Source organism: Psychrobacter proteolyticus, from assembly GCF_038155145.1.
Taxonomy (GTDB): Bacteria; Pseudomonadota; Gammaproteobacteria; order Pseudomonadales; family Moraxellaceae; genus Psychrobacter; species Psychrobacter proteolyticus_B.
Window position 1 is genome coordinate 477,166 of record NZ_JBAKAY010000001.1, and the last position, 19,835, is coordinate 497,000.

At 43.0% G+C, this 19,835-nt stretch carries 15 protein-coding genes; 3 read left to right on the plus strand and 12 right to left on the minus strand.

Going from position 1 to position 19,835, the window contains the following annotated elements:
• Nucleotides 1-47: 47 nt before the first annotated feature.
• From V6252_RS01890 to V6252_RS01910, 5 genes are all read right to left on the minus strand, one after another.
• Nucleotides 48-320 (minus strand): hypothetical protein, encoded by a 273-nt coding sequence (locus V6252_RS01890; protein WP_191115129.1) that lies wholly within the window; start codon nt 318-320, stop codon nt 48-50.
• Nucleotides 321-337: 17 nt separating this feature from the next.
• Nucleotides 338-709: a TIR domain-containing protein gene (locus tag V6252_RS01895; protein ID WP_191115130.1), complete on the minus strand. Its 372-nt coding sequence runs from the start codon at nt 707-709 to the stop codon at nt 338-340.
• A 75-nt stretch (nt 710-784) separates the two neighbouring features.
• Nucleotides 785-3,061, minus strand: a complete 2,277-nt coding sequence (nrdA, locus tag V6252_RS01900) for a class 1a ribonucleoside-diphosphate reductase subunit alpha (RefSeq protein ID WP_341609041.1) — start codon at nt 3,059-3,061, stop codon at nt 785-787.
• 502 nt (nt 3,062-3,563) lie between these two features.
• Nucleotides 3,564-3,854 carry a YbeD family protein gene (locus V6252_RS01905; RefSeq protein ID WP_057762424.1) on the minus strand — a complete coding sequence of 97 codons (291 nt, stop codon included), beginning with the start codon at nt 3,852-3,854 and terminating at the stop codon, nt 3,564-3,566.
• Nucleotides 3,855-4,397: 543 nt separating this feature from the next.
• Nucleotides 4,398-5,357 carry a bestrophin family protein gene (locus V6252_RS01910; RefSeq protein ID WP_341609042.1) on the minus strand — a complete coding sequence of 320 codons (960 nt, stop codon included), beginning with the start codon at nt 5,355-5,357 and terminating at the stop codon, nt 4,398-4,400.
• Nucleotides 5,358-6,010: 653 nt separating this feature from the next.
• Between V6252_RS01910 and V6252_RS01915 the strand changes: the two genes are divergently transcribed.
• Nucleotides 6,011-7,510 carry a SulP family inorganic anion transporter gene (locus V6252_RS01915; protein ID WP_341609043.1) on the plus strand — a complete coding sequence of 500 codons (1,500 nt, stop codon included), beginning with the start codon at nt 6,011-6,013 and terminating at the stop codon, nt 7,508-7,510.
• A gap of 273 nt (nt 7,511-7,783) precedes the next feature.
• On the opposite strand, the gene V6252_RS01920 is transcribed toward V6252_RS01915, so the two are convergent.
• The 7 genes from V6252_RS01920 to V6252_RS01950 form a co-directional block, all read right to left on the minus strand.
• Entirely contained in the window at nt 7,784-8,092 is a 309-nt protein-coding gene (locus V6252_RS01920; RefSeq protein ID WP_101204781.1) for an ArsR/SmtB family transcription factor, read from the minus strand.
• 542 nt (nt 8,093-8,634) lie between these two features.
• Nucleotides 8,635-9,150, minus strand: a complete 516-nt coding sequence (locus V6252_RS01925; protein WP_341609044.1) for a DUF2798 domain-containing protein — start codon at nt 9,148-9,150, stop codon at nt 8,635-8,637.
• Between the two features lie 30 nt (nt 9,151-9,180).
• Complete coding sequence (locus tag V6252_RS01930) at nt 9,181-9,975, minus strand: siderophore-interacting protein (protein WP_341609045.1); 795 nt, start codon at nt 9,973-9,975, stop codon at nt 9,181-9,183.
• A gap of 16 nt (nt 9,976-9,991) precedes the next feature.
• On the minus strand, nt 9,992-10,435 hold the full coding sequence (locus V6252_RS01935; RefSeq protein ID WP_201547344.1) for a MarR family winged helix-turn-helix transcriptional regulator: 444 nt from the start codon (nt 10,433-10,435) through the stop codon (nt 9,992-9,994).
• Between the two features lie 352 nt (nt 10,436-10,787).
• Nucleotides 10,788-12,710 carry an RNA polymerase sigma factor RpoD gene (gene rpoD, locus V6252_RS01940; protein ID WP_191115137.1) on the minus strand — a complete coding sequence of 641 codons (1,923 nt, stop codon included), beginning with the start codon at nt 12,708-12,710 and terminating at the stop codon, nt 10,788-10,790.
• A gap of 517 nt (nt 12,711-13,227) precedes the next feature.
• Nucleotides 13,228-15,435 carry a DNA primase gene (locus tag V6252_RS01945; RefSeq protein WP_341609046.1) on the minus strand — a complete coding sequence of 736 codons (2,208 nt, stop codon included), beginning with the start codon at nt 15,433-15,435 and terminating at the stop codon, nt 13,228-13,230.
• Between the two features lie 139 nt (nt 15,436-15,574).
• The gene (locus V6252_RS01950) at nt 15,575-16,756 is read right to left on the minus strand and encodes an outer membrane protein assembly factor BamD (protein WP_341609047.1); all 1,182 of its coding nucleotides are present in this window, start codon (nt 16,754-16,756) and stop codon (nt 15,575-15,577) included.
• A 758-nt stretch (nt 16,757-17,514) separates the two neighbouring features.
• Between V6252_RS01950 and V6252_RS01955 the strand changes: the two genes are divergently transcribed.
• Together V6252_RS01955 and V6252_RS01960 are read left to right on the plus strand one after the other, a co-directional pair.
• Entirely contained in the window at nt 17,515-18,750 is a 1,236-nt protein-coding gene (locus tag V6252_RS01955; RefSeq protein WP_341609048.1) for an RluA family pseudouridine synthase, read from the plus strand.
• Between the two features lie 40 nt (nt 18,751-18,790).
• Entirely contained in the window at nt 18,791-19,669 is an 879-nt protein-coding gene (locus V6252_RS01960; protein WP_341609049.1) for a polyphenol oxidase family protein, read from the plus strand.
• The last annotated feature ends 166 nt before the right edge of the window (nt 19,670-19,835 follow it).

Genomic DNA, 19,835 nt, shown 5'->3' on the forward strand with positions numbered 1-19,835 from the left:
TATTAAATAAATTAGTCAAATACTTTTCAGATTTGAAAGCATAGTTGTTATTGTTCTTTGAATTCTAGAATATAATGCAAATATTTCATCACTTGCTCTCTATCACTTTTTTTCTCTTCTTCACTTAACTCGAAGTAATTAGTTTCTATTTGGGTACTCCATCTTTCGACTAACTCTTTTGGTATAGTCAAGCTACCATCGTCATTTTTTTTACACTTTGAATGTAAGTAACTTTGCCAATGAGCCCAACGATCATGTTCGACTGCTGATAGCTTTTCAATTAACATTTGAGTTTTGTCTGACAATTCATTGAAGCTCATAATTTTATCCTCAAACATCAAAGTGAGTCGATAAATGAAATAATATTTGCGTCAGTCCACACTTTAGTATTTACACCTTCAATATTTGTTCTGTCGCCCTTGTAAATCCATATACCTAAGATTCGTTTGCCTTCTTCCTTTGCACATTGAATTTCCCATTTCTGACCATCTGAATTCAATGAGTTTTCGCTAACTAAAACTATTACTCCATCAGATCTTTTTATACGAGTACGAACTCTCATTTTCCATTCTTTATCGTAAGGTTCTTTTACCGACATATCAATAAATTCATAAGGAGCACGAGGACTTAAAGACTGTCCTTTTAAAAAGTCGCGTTGACGCTCATCTGGCATTGCAAAGGCAATGAATAATACTTTTTTATCTGACATAGTAGATTCCTATTATTAAAGTTAATTTCAAATCAAGATTCTTCTAAAATAATTTCGTAGCTTAATAATGTAAACTTAAATCTTACACGCCCCGCCAGCACAATCATCTTCCATATCCGCTTGGGCGTCGTTCGCACCATCACGAGTGTTATGGTAGTACAACGTCTTCACACCCATTTTATAAGCGTTTAGCAAGTCTTTTAGCAATATCTTCATCGGTACACGGCCACCAGCATAACGAACTGGATCGTAGTTGGTATTGGCAGAGATACTTTGATCGACGAACTTCTGCATGATAGCGACCAGCTTTAGGTAGCCGTCATTGTTTGGCATTTGCCATAGTAGCTCGTACTGATCTTTTAGCTTATCAATCTCAGGCACGACCTGCTTTAAGATACCGTCTTTTGACGCTTTGATAGAGACCAGACCACGTGGTGGCTCGATACCGTTAGTCGCGTTGGCGATCTGACTAGAGGTCTCAGACGGCATCAAGGCGGTTAGGGTAGAGTTGCGTAGACCGTGTTCCGTGATCTCGCCACGTAGCGTTTCCCAATCGAGATGTAGCGGCTCTTGGCAGATTTTATCCAAGTCAGCTTTGTACGTATCAATCGGCAAGATACCTTGTGAGTACGTGGTCTCATTGAACGCAGGGCACGCGCCTTGCTCTTTTGCCAATTTGTTCGACGCTTTCAAGAGATAGAACTGCAACGCTTCAAACGTCTGATGGGTTAGACCAAGCGCGCTGTCGTCAGAGTAGCGTGCGCCATTCTTAGCTAAGTAGTAAGCATAGTTGATTACGCCCACGCCAAGCGTGCGACGACGCATACTGCCGTTTTGAGCCGCTTTTACTGGATAGTCTTGATAGTCGAGCAGGGCATCAAGTGCACGGACGATTAGCTCAGCTGGCTCTTCGATGTCGCTGACGTTTTCGACTTTACCCAAGTTGACCGCTGATAGCGTACAAAGGGCGATTTCGCCTTCTTCGTCATTGATGTTATCGAGTGGTTTGGTCGGTAGCGCGATTTCCATGCATAGGTTTGACTGGCGAATCGGGGCAACCGTCGCGTCAAATGGGCTATGGGTGTTGCAATGATCGACGTTTTGGATGTAGATACGACCGGTACTGGCGCGCTCTTGCATCATTAGGCTGAACAAATCAGCAGCTGGAATCTGACGACTACGTACGTTAGGATCGTTTTCGTACTTGGTGTATAACTCTTCGAATTTGTCTTGATCTTCAAAGAACGCATCATACAAGCCTGGCGTGTCACCTGGTGAGAATAGCGAGATGTCTTGGCCTTTGATTAGGCGCGTGTACATTGTCTTGTTTAACTGGACGCCGTAGTCCATATGACGAACACGGTTGTCTTCGACGCCACGGTTGTTTTTCAGTACCAGTAATGACTCCACTTCTAAATGCCATAGTGGGTAGAACAACGTCGCAGCACCGCCACGTACGCCACCTTGTGAGCAGCATTTCACAGCCGTTTGGAACAGTTTGTAGAATGGGATACAGCCCGTATGCTGTGCTTCACCGCCACGGATAGGGCTACCAAGGGCACGGATGCGACCTGCGTTGATGCCGATACCAGCACGCTGTGACACATAGCGTACGATGGCGCTGGTGGTCGCGTTGATAGAGTCTAGGCTATCACCACATTCGATCAATACGCACGAGCTAAACTGGCGCGATGGCGTACGCACACCTGACATAATAGGCGTCGGTAGTGAGATTTTGAATTCTGAAGTTGCATCATAGAAGCGTTTGACGAAATCAAGACGGTCTGACTTGTCGTATTGGCTAAACAGACACATACCGACCAGCATATATAAGAACTGCGGGCTCTCATAGACAGTCTTGCTCACACGATCCTGTACCAAGTACTTACCAGCCATTTGCTCAACAGCGGCATAAGCAAGGTTCATATCGCGCCAGTGATCAAGATACTCTTCTAACTCATCAAATTCAGCACGGCTATAGTCAGCTAGGATGTGCTGATCGTATTTGCCAGCGTCAGTCAAAGTTTTGACATGGTCGTATAGGTGCGGCGGGGTAAATTTGTTATAAGCAATCTTACGTAGATGGAAGATAGCCAAACGCGCAGCCAGATATTGATAGTCAGGCGTGGTTTCAGAGATTAGGTCGGCGGCAGATTTGATGATGGTTTCGTGAATGTCACGAGTCTTGATACCTTCATAAAACTGGATGTGCGACTTTAGCTCAACTTGAGACACAGACACGTTGTCCAAGTCGTGAGCTGCCCACGCTATTACCTTGTGAATTTTGTCTAAATCAATAGGCTCTAAACGTCCATCACGTTTGGTTACTTGGATTTTGTCAATATGTGTCATGCTGGCCTCTATTTTGATTGCTTATTGTGATGCTGCGCGCCGAGTGGGCGGCAGACATTCTTTATAACGCTATTATGTGGGGTTGTGCTAGCTGGTTTTTTTGGGCAAAAAGCTACCACTACTCATAGTGACGGTTAAAATCACTGAGTACTACATATAGCGTGTTTGTTAATTGGTAGGCACAATATAGCGGGAAAATTTTGAAAATACTATATTGATTTTAGAATAAAACTATGTTGCTACAAGGTTGTAGGCAGTCCAAATTTTGGCAAAGGACGATGGGATAAGGGTTAGACGCAAATGCGGTCAATAATAAAATTTTTGTAAAAATATCGTGAGTTTTACTTTTCATTCTCTCGGTTATTGTCGACTGATAATGCGAGTCATGGCGGCAATAATGCGGGCGCAGATTGTACATCAAACCACAAAAAATCGCCACCCATATGTTATTACTAGCGAGTGACGATTTGGACTAAAAAGGCGTTAAAGTTTTTTATGCGACTTATAAAACAATACGAACCGTTTTTGCATTATCAAGTGAGGCATAAAGCGCATTTACTTGCTCAGCAGCCGTTAGGTACAAATTGACCCGTGCCGAGTGAAAACGACCTGTTTTAGATGGCTTAACTTCAATAGACGCCAAATCAAAATCAGGGAATTGGCTACCCAAAATTAGCTTTACTTCATTAAGTAAACTCTCACGCTCGCCTTCATGACCGATGATGCTTAGTGGGTAGTTCATCGGGAACTCCCAAAGCTCTGGGTTTTGAATATCGGTCTTTTTGCCTACCAACGCACCTTTATTTGGCGTCAAATCAGTGACTTTAACTGATGGCTGATTGCTGGTTGGGTTATTTGCGCTGTTGTCGACGTTGTCGTTGTTGTCTTTTGAATCATCACTCATGATATGAGCCTCGCTGGTATAGGTAAATAGGAAAAAGTTAATCAGTCATTAGTAGTAAGTAACTAACATTAAGTCATTCGAAAATCGCTGCTATAGACATTCAGTTAGTTAAACATTTGCTTAAATCATGCCGAAATCATAACGCCAAAAGCTGAGACAGGCTCAGTGTGGACATCAGTGGCATTTAAATCAGTCAAGCTATAGTCGATTCAATTTAAACGTAGTACAAGGCAACCGAGTATAGATGTATGTGTGATACTTCAAGCGAGGTTAACGCTGTCATACTTTTATAGTGGAATGGCTATATTAGGCAGAGAATATATGCACTGTTTATAGTGGTCTATGAGCGATTATTCAAGTGAAGTCTGTATTTAGTCAGATTTATCGCGAAACAGTAAGCTAAGTGGCTTTTATTAAAACTATTAATGGAAGCTATTGCAAATAACCATTGATAGGAGTGATATCAGGCGGAATATCTGTCTCTCCCAATGCCTCTCGTAGATTAATCTCGATAGTGCGTGACAAGGCAGTCAAAGGTAATTGGTTAGCGGCCAAGCCAAAAGGCTCTTCTAACTCTTCACTAAGCGCATCCAAACCAAAAAAGGTATAAGCAATCACCGCACAAATCAACGGGGTCGCCCAACCGAGTGATGCCACCAAGCCAAAAGGCAACATGATGCAATACAGATAGGTCGTGCGATGTACCAGTAGCATGTAAGCAAATGGCAGTGGGGTATTATGAATGCGCTCGCAAGCTGCCAGTACAATTGTCATAGAGGTCAGGCGCTCGTCCATGTTTTGTATGACTTGCTCCGATACCAGTCCTCGACGCCGAATATCGCCAAGCTGCTTACCCATCAGGTGCATTATATAATCAGGTACGTTTTTCGCTTGGCGAATACGGTCATGATGTATCGCCGCGACAAGAGGCTCAATGTCCGTCCAAGGTGGCGTACCACGCAATCGGTGGCGCACCGCATGGGCAAACGCAATGGTCAGATATACCATCGTTCGCTGAGTAACGCGTCCAGTCACATTGTCATCCTCGCCACCATCTATGGCAGTCGCATTGCCATCATCTATAAAGGACAGCACTTGGCGCGTTAAGCTACGAGAGTCATAGACCAATTGTCCCCACAGTCCGCGCGCTTCCCACCAACGTTGATAACTGGCATTGTTCCGAAACCCAAGAAACAACGATAGGGCGATTCCAAGCAAGGTAAACGTTGCCATACCATAATAAGGAAACGAGTCAGGAAGCCAGTGCTGGATAACCGTGATAAGCGTACTAAGAATAGTAATCAGCAAAATTTGCGGATAGATTTTTGGAATGATTGATCCACGCAGGGTGAAAAATATCTTAAGGGCATTAGGCGTTTGCCGGACAATCATGTCAGTTTCCTAGCGATGGGATATATGGAGACACTATTCAATGTCACGTGTGATTCTAATATAGAATCGAGTTCTGTAAAGCCCAAAAGGCTATAAATTTATTCAAACAGAAGCGTAGGGTGGTCACTTAAGCTCGGTAATTGAGATAGCTAAAGGAGTTAAATCCTCGCCAAAAGGGCGATGTTTTTATTAATCTACTTTATATATGTTAAAATGACGCGAAATATCATTTCTTAACTCTATAAAAGCTGTCACCACAAAGATGAATACGCCACCCTAGCTGACCCTCTCCTCAGTAATGATTGCTTCCTATAGCAATTACTCTCATAAAGCGTCTGACGCTTTTTCTTGTGCGCACGCACTGCTTTAACGTTTGTATCACTATTCGATATACCTAGTGGATCGTAAAGATTACCCCACTAAAAGTAAGTTATGACGATAACTCGCTAACTATGATCGTTCACATTTTTATATTTATCATTTGATAAGCACTGGGCAATGTACCTAGATAGAGATGTGTCAGACTTTTGATGTGAGCGGGTTTTTAACTACTTTTTAGATATTTCCTAAGTAACCATTGGATACTTTCCAAATAACTATCAGATACCTCGTTTATTGACAGACTATAGCAGTTCCCCAAAACTGAGTTAAATATGTTAAATACAATTAAAGAGCATTGGCTATCCAATGTGAGAGGCGATGTCTTGGCTGGCATGGTCGTCGCTTTGGCGCTTATTCCTGAAGCGATTGCGTTTTCTATCATTGCTGGTGTCGATCCCCAAGTAGGGCTTTATGCCTCATTTTGTATCGCAGTAGTGATTGCGTTTGTTGGCGGTCGTCCAGCGATGATTTCGGCGGCGACGGGTGCGATGGCGCTACTAATGGTGACGCTGGTCAAAGACTATGGATTGCAGTATTTGTTAGCAGCCAGTGTGCTGACAGGTGTTATACAGATTGTCTTTGGCTTCTTAAAGCTGGGGAATTTGATGAAATATGTATCGCAATCCGTAGTGCTCGGCTTTATCAATGCCTTGGCTATTTTGATTTTTATGTCACAGGTTCCTGAGCTGATGCCGCAGGCAGGTTCAAATCTAGTACACGTATACGGTCTTGTGGCGCTAGGTCTCGTCGTTATCTATGGCTATCCATATATTCCAAAGATCGGTAAAGTGATTCCATCGCCATTGATCAGTATTGTACTGGTCACGGCTATAGCCATCTTATTAGGTACAGAGGCTCGAACCATCAATGATATGGGTCAGCTGCCTGATACCCTGCCGATGTTTTTGATACCTGATATCCCGTTGAACTTAGATACATTGATTATTATTTTCCCGTACTCTATTAGTCTGGCGATAGTTGGCTTGCTTGAGTCTATGATGACCATGACGATCGTAGATGATTTGACTGATACCAAAGGCGACCGTACGCAAGAGTGTAAAGGCCAAGGTATTGCCAATGTGGTTAGTGGCTTTTTTGGCGGGATGGCAGGCTGTGCGATGATTGGCCAGTCGATCATCAACGTCAAATCAGGCGGTTATACACGTCTTTCTACCTTAGTGGCAGGCGTGTTTTTATTATTGATGGTAGTGTTCTTAAGCGATTGGCTAAAGATTATTCCAATGGCTGCATTGGTCGCTGTGATGATTATGGTATCTATCGGTACTTTTAACTGGGGCTCTTTTAAAGAACTAAAAACCAAGCCGTTGCAAAGTAATGTGGTTATGATTACGACCGTTGCTGTGGTAGTCGCGACGCATAACTTGGCCTATGGCGTATTGATTGGCGTGCTGCTGTCAGCACTGTTCTTTGCCAATAAGATTGAGCGCTATATGAGTGTGCATAGTCACATGGATGAAGCAGCGCAAACGCGTTATTATCAAGTTGATGGACAAGTATTTTTTTCATCAGCAGAGCGTATGATTGATTCCTTTGATATTAAAGAATCTGTCTCTAACGTGGTCATTGACGTGTCGCGCGCGCATTTTTGGGACGTGACAGCAGTCGCCGCCATAGATAAAGTGATTATTAAATTTCGCCGCGAAGGCACTGAGGTAGAGCTCATCGGTTTGAACGAGGCGAGCCAAGCGATGATAGACAATTTCGGTGTGCATGCTAAGCCAGATGCTGAGCAAAGCTTAGGCGCGCATTAAATTAGCTATGTATCAATAGTGTCATATTCACAAATATAAAAAAGCTGAGTGTATCTCGGCTTTTTTTATGCAAATTAAAACCTGATTAGGAGACTATATTCCATTATGGATAAAGTTTTTACAAGCTAATAGTATGGCAGAAGAGAAAGGGGTAGCTAGAAGGGAAGAAGTAACTGGTTTGGATGATGCGGTATGGAGATAGTTAATCGTTATATTGAAATATCTAGATGTTTTGTAACAAAGAAAAATAGCTCTATAGATTATGAGAAATTTTTAAAGCTTCAACAGCTCTTTTTCAACTTCATTGAGAAATGCTTCGATATTAGCTTCATGACGCTGATAAAACGTCCATTGTCCATGGCGTTCGGACGTAACCAATCCTGCTTTTTTTAACACACCCATATAGTTTGAAATGGTTGATTGCGACAATCCAGCTTTTTCTTGGATGTAGCTGACGCATACCCCATCCAAATTAGCATGCTCTGGTAATGACGCTGGAAAGTTCGACCTGTCCTTCAACCACTTTATGATTTGACGACGCATGGGGTTGTTAAGTGCAGATATTATGTTTTCTGTATTCATAAAATGTGTGATATCGATACCTAGTTAATAATCAACAACTGTCAGAGTGGAACATTAGATTTTTAGCTTACTCATTATGAGTATAAACACTAAAGCGTAGTAGTATTTGTTTACTACCAATCTGTCAACCATATACAAATAAACGGCTACTAGTAGCATACAGCTTATAACTAGCGTTTGTATTCTGACTATACGTTTCTATAACAGTAGAGTATACAGCCAAAACTAGATTAATTATGACAGTTGTACTGTCTAGTCATCGGAATATTGTCGAATAGTAACAATATATGACGGGTAAAAAAAGATTGTTTCAAATCGAACTTAACACTAAACGTTGTTACGACTGACTTATTAAATACACGTGAGTTTTGACATAACCAGCAGTAAAATAGTATTAGAAAGCTTCTGACATGACAAGGGCGTGTTGAATATTCAACACGCCCTTAATGCTTTATGTTTTTCAATTTTATTGAGCTTTTTTATTAATCTGGTTAGCGTCGCGGTCGTGTACCAAAAAAACTAATAAGCATCGTCGTGATATCTTAGCTTTTTAGAAATGCCTCAATTTTTGGTCTAATAGTCATAGAGACAATGACCATTAACGTCAATCCTACTGGTAATGCAACTATAAATCCTTCTAACCAGCCATTTAAAAAGGCTGTTTGATTGGCAAAACCAATCGTCTTTGAGGCAGTACTAAAGGCCAACATAGACTCCATTATACAAGCCATCAATATACCTGTAATGAGATTGCGCTTGTACGCTTTGGTATTAGGTAACTTATGATTAATAAATTTTGTGACCAGACCCATCAGTAAAAAGCCAATCGGCATGATCGCATACGCTGCAAGTAGCGCTCTAGACCAATCTATAAAAAATGTATCGGAGTATCCGACATTCATATAGGTCATCACACCTGTTAAGAGACCACCTATGACAGTCATTAAGACAAGTATTAATAACACTTTGTAGAGCAACGGTGTTTTTTTAGTGCCATCATTCTTAGCGCCACTATTTTTATTACCATCAATGAGCAGGGTCTCGGTATTTGCCGGCATCGTTATTTTCCTATCATAAAGAGCAATTAATTAGTCGGTGTTTTTTTCTGCTTGTCGATCGCTTACAGATTGATCTTCTGCAACACCTGCTTTCCAGTAAGAAAAGGCATATAGCTCATCCTTAGACCACTGTTGCTCGACCTTTAGGTAATGGCGTAGGGCTTTGACAGATGAGAATTCGCTAGCGATATAAGCAAAACGGCTCTGCTCTGCAGTTGGCAAATCAAGAGATTTTACTGTGTCGATTAATTGACTGCCTTGCGTTGGATCTGGGTTGTGTAACCATGTCATGGTGATATTGGCTGCTGTCGGCAATTCTTGCTCATCTTCCGCACCGTGTACTTCGATGATGCACTGACCAGTCGCACTGGCAGGCAAGCTTTCTAATATTGAACCTAGCACTGGTATCGCTGTGGCATCGCCAATCAGTAGAAAATTATCTGCATCGGGACAAAGCGCTTTGGTTTTAGGCTTCATTAAGATACCAACCTCGTCGCCAACCTCAGCATGAGTGGCCCAGCCTGAAGCAGGCGCCTCATCACCATGAGCAACAAAATCAATCCAGATCTGTTGTTTTGCTACATCAGCGCCGCGGTGAGTATAAGTGCGGACAACGAATGTAGTATTGTCATTTAGATCAATTGGTTGAGCTTTATCGACGGGAACAAGCACTTTATTGTTTGCACCAACTGTCATAGTCGCGATATTGGCAATAGTATCTGCTTGGCCTGTGAGGTATATACGGATGTAGTGCGGAGTAATCATTTGCTTGTGAGCAACGGTCATGATTTCGCGTACGGGTTTTTGATTTATTGTGTTATTCATATGGATTTGTCCTTACTTATTTATCGGTAGTCTTGCTGCTGCTAACGTTGTCTATCATGGTGCGACTGACACGGAAAAATAACGCAAGCTCTACGAGGCTTAAATCTTTCGTTAATTGCTGTCTTGTCCATTCTTCTGCTGCATCAAGCTTTGTCATAACCTCTTCGCCTTTAGGGGTCAGCTGTAGTAATTGGCTACGACCATCAAGCGGGTTGTCTGTCTTTAATATTAGCTCAGCCGCCAATAGGTCATTTAAGGCACGAGTGATTTGCGCTTTGTCTCGCTGCATGTGTTTAGAGATCGATAGCGCAGTGCTATTCGGGTTATAGCAGACACCTTTTAAGGTTCTGATATTGGTCACGGACAACTCTACCCCTTGCTGACGAATGCCTTCCAGCAGTAGGTTGGTATAGGTATGCATTAATTGATGTAGTGTTTCGCTCAATGAATTGTTAGACATAAAAACTCTTTGATATAGTTGATAGAAGCAACTATATAGAATAAGGTTGATAGTGTCAACTATAAAGTGGTTCTTGAAGAATAGTCTGTGTCTATAATTAGATAATTTTTAATGAAAGAAGGTAGTAGAAGGTAAAGAAAATAGGGGTGTACATTGAATAAGGAGCGCTTGGGTTAAAGAGATCTATGACTAGGAGGCTATGCAATTATGGAGCTTTGTAATTAATAAACACAGTAATTAATAATTTCTAGAATTAAAAAGCAGGCACAAAAAAAGCTGAGATATACTCAGCTTTTTTATTTTTAGCGATCATCGAAAACCTATTAACTAGGCTCAGTATTTCTCTGAGAAATTAGTCATTTTCAAGGAAAGAGCGCAAGTGCTCAGAACGTGATGGATGACGCAATTTACGTAATGCTTTTGCCTCAATCTGACGAATACGCTCACGCGTTACATCGAACTGTTTACCGACTTCTTCTAGAGTATGATCGGTTGGCATATCGATACCGAAACGCATTTTCAAGACACGCGCTTCACGTTCAGTCAGGTTACCCAATACATCACGCGTCGCTTCTTGCAGACCAGCAGCAGTCGCATCATCAACAGGGCTTGAAATCGTACCATCTTCGATAAAATCACCTAGGTGCGAATCTTCATCATCACCGATAGGGGTTTCCATAGAGATAGGTTCTTTAGCAATCTTCAGGACTTTACGGACTTTAACTTCGTCCATCTCTAAGCGTTCGCCTAATTCCTCAGGCGTTGGCTCGCGCCCCATTTCCTGTAGCAACTGACGTGAGACGCGGTTGATTTTGTTGATCGTCTCAATCATATGCACAGGGATACGAATGGTGCGCGCTTGGTCAGCGATAGAGCGGGTAATCGCCTGACGAATCCACCAAGTAGCATAGGTCGAGAACTTATAACCACGGCGATATTCGAACTTATCAACGGCTTTCATCAGACCAATGTTACCTTCTTGGATAAGATCCAAGAACTGTAGACCACGGTTGGTATATTTCTTCGCGATAGAGATAACCAGACGTAGGTTAGCTTCAACCATCTCTTTTTTCGCGCGGCGAGCTTTTGCTTCACCAACCGCCATACGACGTGCCACATCTTTCATATCATGGATTTTCATGTCGAGCTGCTGCTCATAATCACGGATACGACGTTGTAGTAAAATGACGTCATCAGTAACTTTTTCTAGCGTACCAGCAAATGCAGGCTTACCTTTGATACGTTCAATCAACCAATCAACGTTGGTTTCATTGCTAGGGAAAGTCTTACGGAACTCTTCACGCGGCATACGACCACGGCGAATCACCAAACGCATGATTTGACGCTCTTGCTTACGCACGTCATCATAGACGTCATGCATAATAGCCATAACTTGATCTGACAAGCGGTTATTTAGCTTCAACATCATAAAGCGTTCAGCAAGTAGGGCATACGCGGTATCAGCCTGTACGCTACCACGGCCATAATCAAGCAAGGCTTGCTTGGCTTTAATGAATAGATGCTCAATCTCTTCTAGACGTAAACGAACTTCTTCTGGATCAAGACCGCTGGTTTCTTCTTCAGCTTCGTCTTCAACGTCATCTTCGTCTTCATCATCATCATCAAGCGCAGCTGCTTTCGCATTGACCTTGGCTTTGATAACCGGTGGGTTTTCTTTTTCTTCTTTAATGCGCTCACGCTCTTCTTTCGCTGCTTCTTTTGCTTCTTGGGCAGCGATTTTGTCTTCTTCGGTTTCAGGATCTAAGAAACCAGTGATGACGTCAGATAGCTTTTTTTCGCCGTCTTGTACTTTTTGGTACTCATCAAGGACAAACTGTACGGTACCAGGCCAGTAAGACATGGCATGCTGTACATCACGAATACCTTCTTCGATACGCTTAGCAATGGCAATTTCGCCTTCGCGAGTCAGTAGGTCAACCGTACCCATTTCACGCATATACATACGTACAGGGTCAGTGGTACGACCAGGCTCAGTTTCAACAGAGGCGAGTACTGCCGCTGCCTCATCTGCTGCCATATCGTCATCACTTGAATCATCGTTCATCAAGATGTCATCGGCATCAGGAGCTGATTCAAAGATTTTGATACCGACATCGGTCAGCATTTGCACAATGTCTTCGATCTGATCGCTTTCGGTAATAGAGTCGGGCAGCTGGTCATTCACCTCAGCGTAGGTAAGATACCCTTGCTCTTTGCCCATTTGGATTAAGGTGGCCAGTTGAGATGTGGACTTAGAAACTGACTTATCGTTCATAAATACTCGCTTACTTGCATCGGACATTTTTATATTGTGACTCGCTATCGCTCGCTCTTTGCGTTGATCTTATCAATCGATTGATCAAAATATGGCGTAGAGGTTGTCAATAATATCAAAAATGAGTTGATATGAATAAAGGCTCAAAACACTACAATAACAATGCTGATAAACAGCTAAAAATTAAAAAAGCTAAAAAGACTTCAATATGGTACTTAAAAAAATACAGTACTTAAAAAATAGTATCTAAAAGCGGATACGTAAAAATAATACCTAAAATTTGTGCTTAACGATGCATGCTCACAATCATTCACCAAGCAGTGCTGTCAATATACAGCGACACAGTTTAACACAGACCACAGTCGTCAAGCACGAGCTAGTGATAGCTACCGACCATTTTTTACTGATTATTTGCTATCAGCTAAATGATTTAGAAGCGACTCATGCTACTGGGCATAATCATTAGTAGTGGGGGCAGCTGCTAGACTTTTAAAGGGTCAACATTTGAAATTAAAAATTAAGACTGCACCGTGACCATCTGTGCCGATTGCTCTGCCTGCTGTGCGCGTAGCCAATCATTTAATAATTGGGTTTGTTTACGGACGATCGCAAGCTTAATATGATCAGGGTTCTGTATCAGCTCTTGTATTTTCTTCTTCATGTTGCGCTCAAGCAGCTGGCTGACTAGCTCTTCGATTAGGCCATCAAGCCCCAAAATATTGCGTGCGGTTAGCGCTTTATAGAAGCCGCCCCAATTGCGGCTAAGCATGTCTTGAGTCGCAGGCTTTACGTTTGATAAAATGAAATGCGCCGCTGCGTTGACGTCTTTTGGTAGGTAATTAAGACAGCGCTTAATAGTGCTTACGATGTCTAGCAGAGCAGCATCTTGCAAGTCTTCCCAGGCAAGAGGACGTAGCGTATCAGGCGATGCTTTTTGTTTGATATGAGCAGGTAGGTGTAAGCCATTAATCCCTGACTGTTGCCAAATCGACTCAATAGGGTCGTCGATTAACGCGCGCGGCTGAAACAAAAAGCAAAGCTGCAATTGCTGACTGATGGTCATATCACCATCAAAGTCTAGCAGCGCATCTTTGGCCTCGACATTCTGACTGCGCCTGCCGCCAAGCTTTTGATAAACGTCATTGTTGAGCAAATAGCGAAAGCTACTGCCTTTGGGTAAGGCGGTCGTCAACGAGCGTACTTGGGACATGAGCTTGGCTTTGCCTTCAGCCAGACTCATGTCATAACGTTCACTCAAATACGCAAAAATATACTGCGATAGCGGCATGGCATTAGCGATTTGCTCACGCATGGCATCGCTGCCCTGACTCTTAATAAAAGTGTCAGGATCATGATTGTTAGGCAGGGTTAAAAACCGCAACTCTTTATCATCGGCCAATACAGGCAGCGCAACTTCAAGTGTACGCCAAGCGGCTTTTTGTCCTGCGCTATCTCCATCAAAGCTCAAGGTAAGCGTTGGATTGAGTGTCAGTAACCGCGATATTTGGCTTTCATTAATCGCTGTACCCATCGAGGCGATAGCCCCATAGATACCTGCTTGATAAAGGGCGATCACATCCATATAGCCTTCGACCACCAGCCAGCTGTCTGCGCGCTGCTGACGTGATTCATAATAGCCATACAGTATATGCTGCTTATGAAAGACGGGCGAGTCTGAGGAGTTGATATATTTAGGCTTTACTTCGTCATCGAGTGCCCGACCACCAAAGCCAATAGTGCGGCCTTGGTTGTCACGGATTGGGAAGATGACTCGGTCGCGCAATAGATCGTAGTCGCGGCCAGACTCTGACTGACGTACCAATCCTAAAGCTTTTAGACCCTCAATATCCTGCGGAAATTGATGCTCAAGATGCTGCCAACCAAATGGTGCATAGCCAAGACCAAAGGTTTCAAAGATGTCTTCAGTGATACCGCGCGATAAAAAGTAATGCTTGGCATGAGGATGCGTGGTCAGGTTATGCTGATAGAATTGCTGGATTTGCTCTAGCAGCTCATATAGATTGCCATCTTTATCATCGCTTTGCTCAATACCATGAGCGTCATGCATACCAGTGCTAGTATCGGTATCTGTCAGCCATCCTGGTGGATAGCCACTGTCATCTGCATGGTTTGGCAAATACGGCTCTGAGGAATACGAGTCCATCGAATAGGACGCTGAATCATACGCCTCTAACGGTGGGAAATTCTCGTAGCCCTGATTGTCATCGTAACTGGGCTGGTCTATGTAGTTTTGGTCACTTTGGGCAACATTGTTTTGATGACTGTCTTGACGATTATTTTGATGGTTGTCTTTATTCGTACCGTCTTGACCTACTTTGTTATGTTCTACAGTTGGGCTAGGCACATTATGCACTGGCGGCGGTGCAATAGGTTTGGGTGCGCGACGTTGATAACTAACGTTTTGCTGTTCTTCTTTGGGTACTTCAATGCCTGTTTGTTTTGATAGTTCATTGACCGCTTCAATAAATGTCAAATTTTCATAATCACGCAAAAAACTGATGGCATTGCCACCGACGCTACAGCCGAAGCAGTGATAGATGTTTTTTTGTGGATTGACATAAAAGGAAGGCGATTTTTCACCGTGAAAAGGGCAGCAGCCTTTATATTCACTACCAGCGCGTTTAAGCGTGGTGTGTTTACCAATGATGCTGATCAGGTCAGCTTGGCTATTTAATTGTTCAAGAATATGGTTAGGAATGCTCATACAAAAAACAGTTTACCATAGGTCGATTATGTTGGGGCAGAGGTAATAAGGTACTGCTAGAAAAATAAGGCCAACATAATGTTGACCTTATTCTCAATGAATACAGACTGTGTTAGCTAGGCTGAAAGACTTCACGTAATCAATTATTATCCATATCACTCATACTGTCGTCATTTAGCGTAGTGCGGCGTGTTGGATTGGTATTTAGTGGATCGACGTTGGCTTCTCTTGCAGTTGAGCCAGTACTTGATTGACTGGTCACGCGCTCAGCTGATGCTTCAGGCAGACCTAAGCCCACACTAATACCATTACGTGCAGCAGTATTATTGGTGACTGGAGTATTGGCAGGCGTCGTGTTAGTCCCTGCTAGTCTCAACTGGGCCGCATTACGAATCATTTGTGTCTTGGTTGCGCCGTTATACTCGCCAGACGCGACTGATTTGTCAGTTGTGTTCGAACGACCAAGCTTGCCAAAGGTAATCTTATTGAGCCAAGTACGGTCACGTTTGGTGCTTAATTTCACACTACCGTTGCTGGTTAGCATCTCTGGGTAGTTGATCTGCAATAGCGTTTTGTACTCATTGGCCAAATCGGTTAGACCCAGTTTTTCATGGCTATATGCTAATACCGCAAGAGCATCTGGCGTTGACTCACTAAGTGGGTAATACTGAAATACCCATTTGGCACGGTTAACCGCTGCTACATAAGCTTCACGCTCGATATACCAATTGGCTGCGCTCATTTCGCTCTCAGCAAACTGATTGTAGATGAACGTCATACGCTGAGCGGCATCTGGTGCATACGGGCTGTTTGGATATTTATTGATAAGCTCTTGGAAGTTGGCAAAGGCAATACGCAAATACGCAGTATCACGCTCAGCTTGGTTCAGCTTAAATAACTTTAGGCTTTCAGATGAACCTTCCATATTGGCCACACCGCGCACATAGTAGGCGTAGCTGACTTGTGGGTTAGATGGGTAGAGACGGATAAACTGCTCAGCACTTGCTGCTGCCATCTCATACTTATCGCCTTCGTATTGTGCATACATCATGTCAAGCAAGGCTTGCTCAGCGTACTGTCCGGTTGGGTAGAATGTACGCAGATTGGTCAGCTCTTCGATACCTTGGATATAGTGACCTTTGTCAATCTGATTGACGGCCTCGTTATAATACCCTTGCTCTGATTTTTCAGCTGTTTCTACTGCCTCACCATCTTTGGCGCCAGTTAGATTTTTAAAAGTCTGGCAACCCACTAGATTGACGCTAAGCGCCAGTAGGGTTATTGAGGACAGTTTGATAAACGTATTGCCAACAGCTTGCATACTTCTTCTCCGACACAAGGCGCATAATAGCAGCGGCGCTATCATGCTATATAAAAGGTTAGTGATAAAAAACGACGCTAAATAGTCAGCGATCCACCAGCAAAAATTTTTTATCGAATGCAGTTTTTGTTATGACGTATTGTACTGATAGATTGGGTCTGATACATAATGCTTGTATAGTAAGCCTGTGATAGACCACATGTATTTAGCCATAGTCAAACGGTTTAAATGGCAAACACAGTCAACAAACCCCAATGCCATTTTCAAACTGTATCTAAATACGGCATTCGCATACAGTGCCATAGCATACAGCAAAACATGGCTATACTTTATAGAATAACATTTGCTACGTCTATTTTTTCGCCATCTATATTGTATAGGCAGTTTAACATGAGCGGCTGTCACGAGCGATATCGAATGTCGCTAGCATGAGTAAATATACAGTAAATTACAGCAATGTCATGTTCTAGAGAGTTAAGCGAGGCATCTTACAGCCCAAAGGAACGCTCAAAAATCAACAGATAGCATGCAGCTTCTATAGGGCTTATGCGTGCGACATGATACACTAGAGCGGTATTGTCTTTGCTTTTTTGTATCTTGAAGGTTGTTATCTGCCATTTATAGGCAAAAAACGATAATCAAAAAACGACAATTTTTTATACTGCTATTTATAATACTATCTTCGAAGTCACCTCACAAAACACTGTCAGGGGCTTTGCCACGTATCAATGTATCAATCCGCTATGAATAATGATGCCATGACTACCAATTTATCACCGAATCAATCGCTAGATACTGATTCATCAGCACAAGAGTCACCAATGCCAAATGATGTTTTGAACAATAATGAGCTACCTGATAATCAATCAATGATGAGTGAGCAAGTGCATGATGATGCTCTTGATAATGAAGAGATGCTCATCGATAATGGTAACGATCTGAACGATAGCGACATTGATGATAATGATGTTGATGACAGCGATATGGACGGCGACGACGATGAAGCTCCAGTAGCGGGTCAAGCTGTACCAGTGATTGTAGATATGACGCATGTGGTCACAGAAGATCAAGCTGGTCTGCGTATTGATAAGGTCGCCTCACAAGCGTTTTCGGACTTTTCGCGGGTGCAACTCCAGAACTGGATTACTGATGGTAGTCTGCTCTATAACGGCAGTGTTCAAAAACCGAAAGTCCGTGTCAAAGCAGATGATGTATTGCATCTATCAACGACGTTACAGCAGCATGGTGAAGACCAGCCAGAAAATATAGATATCGATGTTGTCTATGAAGATGACGACGTATTGGTAATCAACAAACCTGTCGGTATGGTGGTTCATCCTGGCGCAGGTAATCAAAACGGCACTTTGGTCAATGCATTGCTATATCACTATCCTCAGCAGCATCATTTACCGCGTGCAGGTCTCGTACACCGTATTGATAAAGACACCTCTGGATTGCTATTGATTGGCAAAACCAAACCTGCTCAGATGGCACTGATGGAACAACTAAAAGACAAGTCTGTTTATCGTCACTATAAGTGTGTCGTAGCAGGGGACCAAGCAAGCTTATCTCGTCATCGTCGTATCGATGCACCGATTGGTCGACATCGCAACCAGCGTACTAAGATGACGGTGATGACCGCTGGCCGAGAAGCGGTAACGCATCTACTAAATGTCACACCATTGAACGAAAGCTACTGTCTGCTAGATGTCGGGCTTGAGACTGGACGTACGCATCAAATTCGTGTGCATCTAAGTCACATTACTTATCCACTAGTCGGTGACCGTGTCTATGGTGGCCGTCGTCAGTTGCGCTCTGGATTAACAGAAGCTCAGCGTCAAGCTATTAATAATTTCCCGCGCCAAGCACTGCATGCCTATACGTTAGGATTCGTGCATCCGACGACAGGTGAAGACATTGAAGTAACGACACCACTACCTGAAGATATGCAAAAACTGATGGCAGTACTGAGCGACGGTTATTATGAAGAGTAAACGCTAACGTTTACTAGATGAGAGGTGAAAGCGAGCAGCCATGATGAACACGTTCCCGATGAGAATGATTGCGCAAATTGATGATGTGGCCGTTTTTCAGACGGCTGCTTTTGTGCATGATGATATTGATGACTCTGCTGCTAAAAACCAGCGTACAGGGTATGCGGGTCAGTCAAATTACGGTGAGCTGAATTTAGGTCTGCATGTCAATGATAATGCACTGCAAGTATTAGATAACCGCATGAATCTATTAGCTGCTATCAATGAGCAACTGACAGATAATTCTGCACAAAATGAGCAGCATGCGGCTATTAATCGCTTACATTGGGTCAGTCAGGTTCATGGCAAACATATTCATGATGTCGATGCTACTACGCTGAATATGGCGCCAATGTCTGCTGATGCGATGGTCAGTCAACAAAGTGGTCGCGGTCTGGCAATCATGACGGCGGACTGTGTGCCTATCGTATTATATCAGCCAACCAGTGGAAAAATCGCAGCGATTCATGCAGGCTGGCAAGGATTGGCCTGCGGTGTGATACCAGAGACTGTTAATCGCTTTACTGATTCAGGCCCTATACAAGCTTGGATAGGAGTGTGTATCAGTCAGGAAAATTATGAAGTAAATGTAGACGTTCGCGATAAGCTATTGGCTGGGTGTATAGCCAACCAGACGTTGTCAAAGAAGCATATCGATGACTTTGTGTCGCTATTTTCTATATCATCTCATGATGAAAAAATAAAGTTGGATTTACCGAAGCTTGCTGCCATGCAGTTAGAAGCTGCTGGTGCTACAGTTGTAAATGATTTACCTATTGACTGTAGTTACGCAGATACTCACTATTACTCGTATCGCCGTCAGACTCATATGCAGCAACCTGCAACAGGTCGGATGGCACTAGTCATCGTCCGTCGTTAGCAGCTTTGTAGTCAGCGAACTACTAAACCGCTACGGTGTTACCCTCCCTAGATGTACTATATGTACAATCTACGGTCGGCTGCCTTGTAGCTGTTTTAGATTTCTTTGACTATATAATAATGGGTAGTGGAAACAAAGTGATAAACAATAAAAAAACAGCAGATTA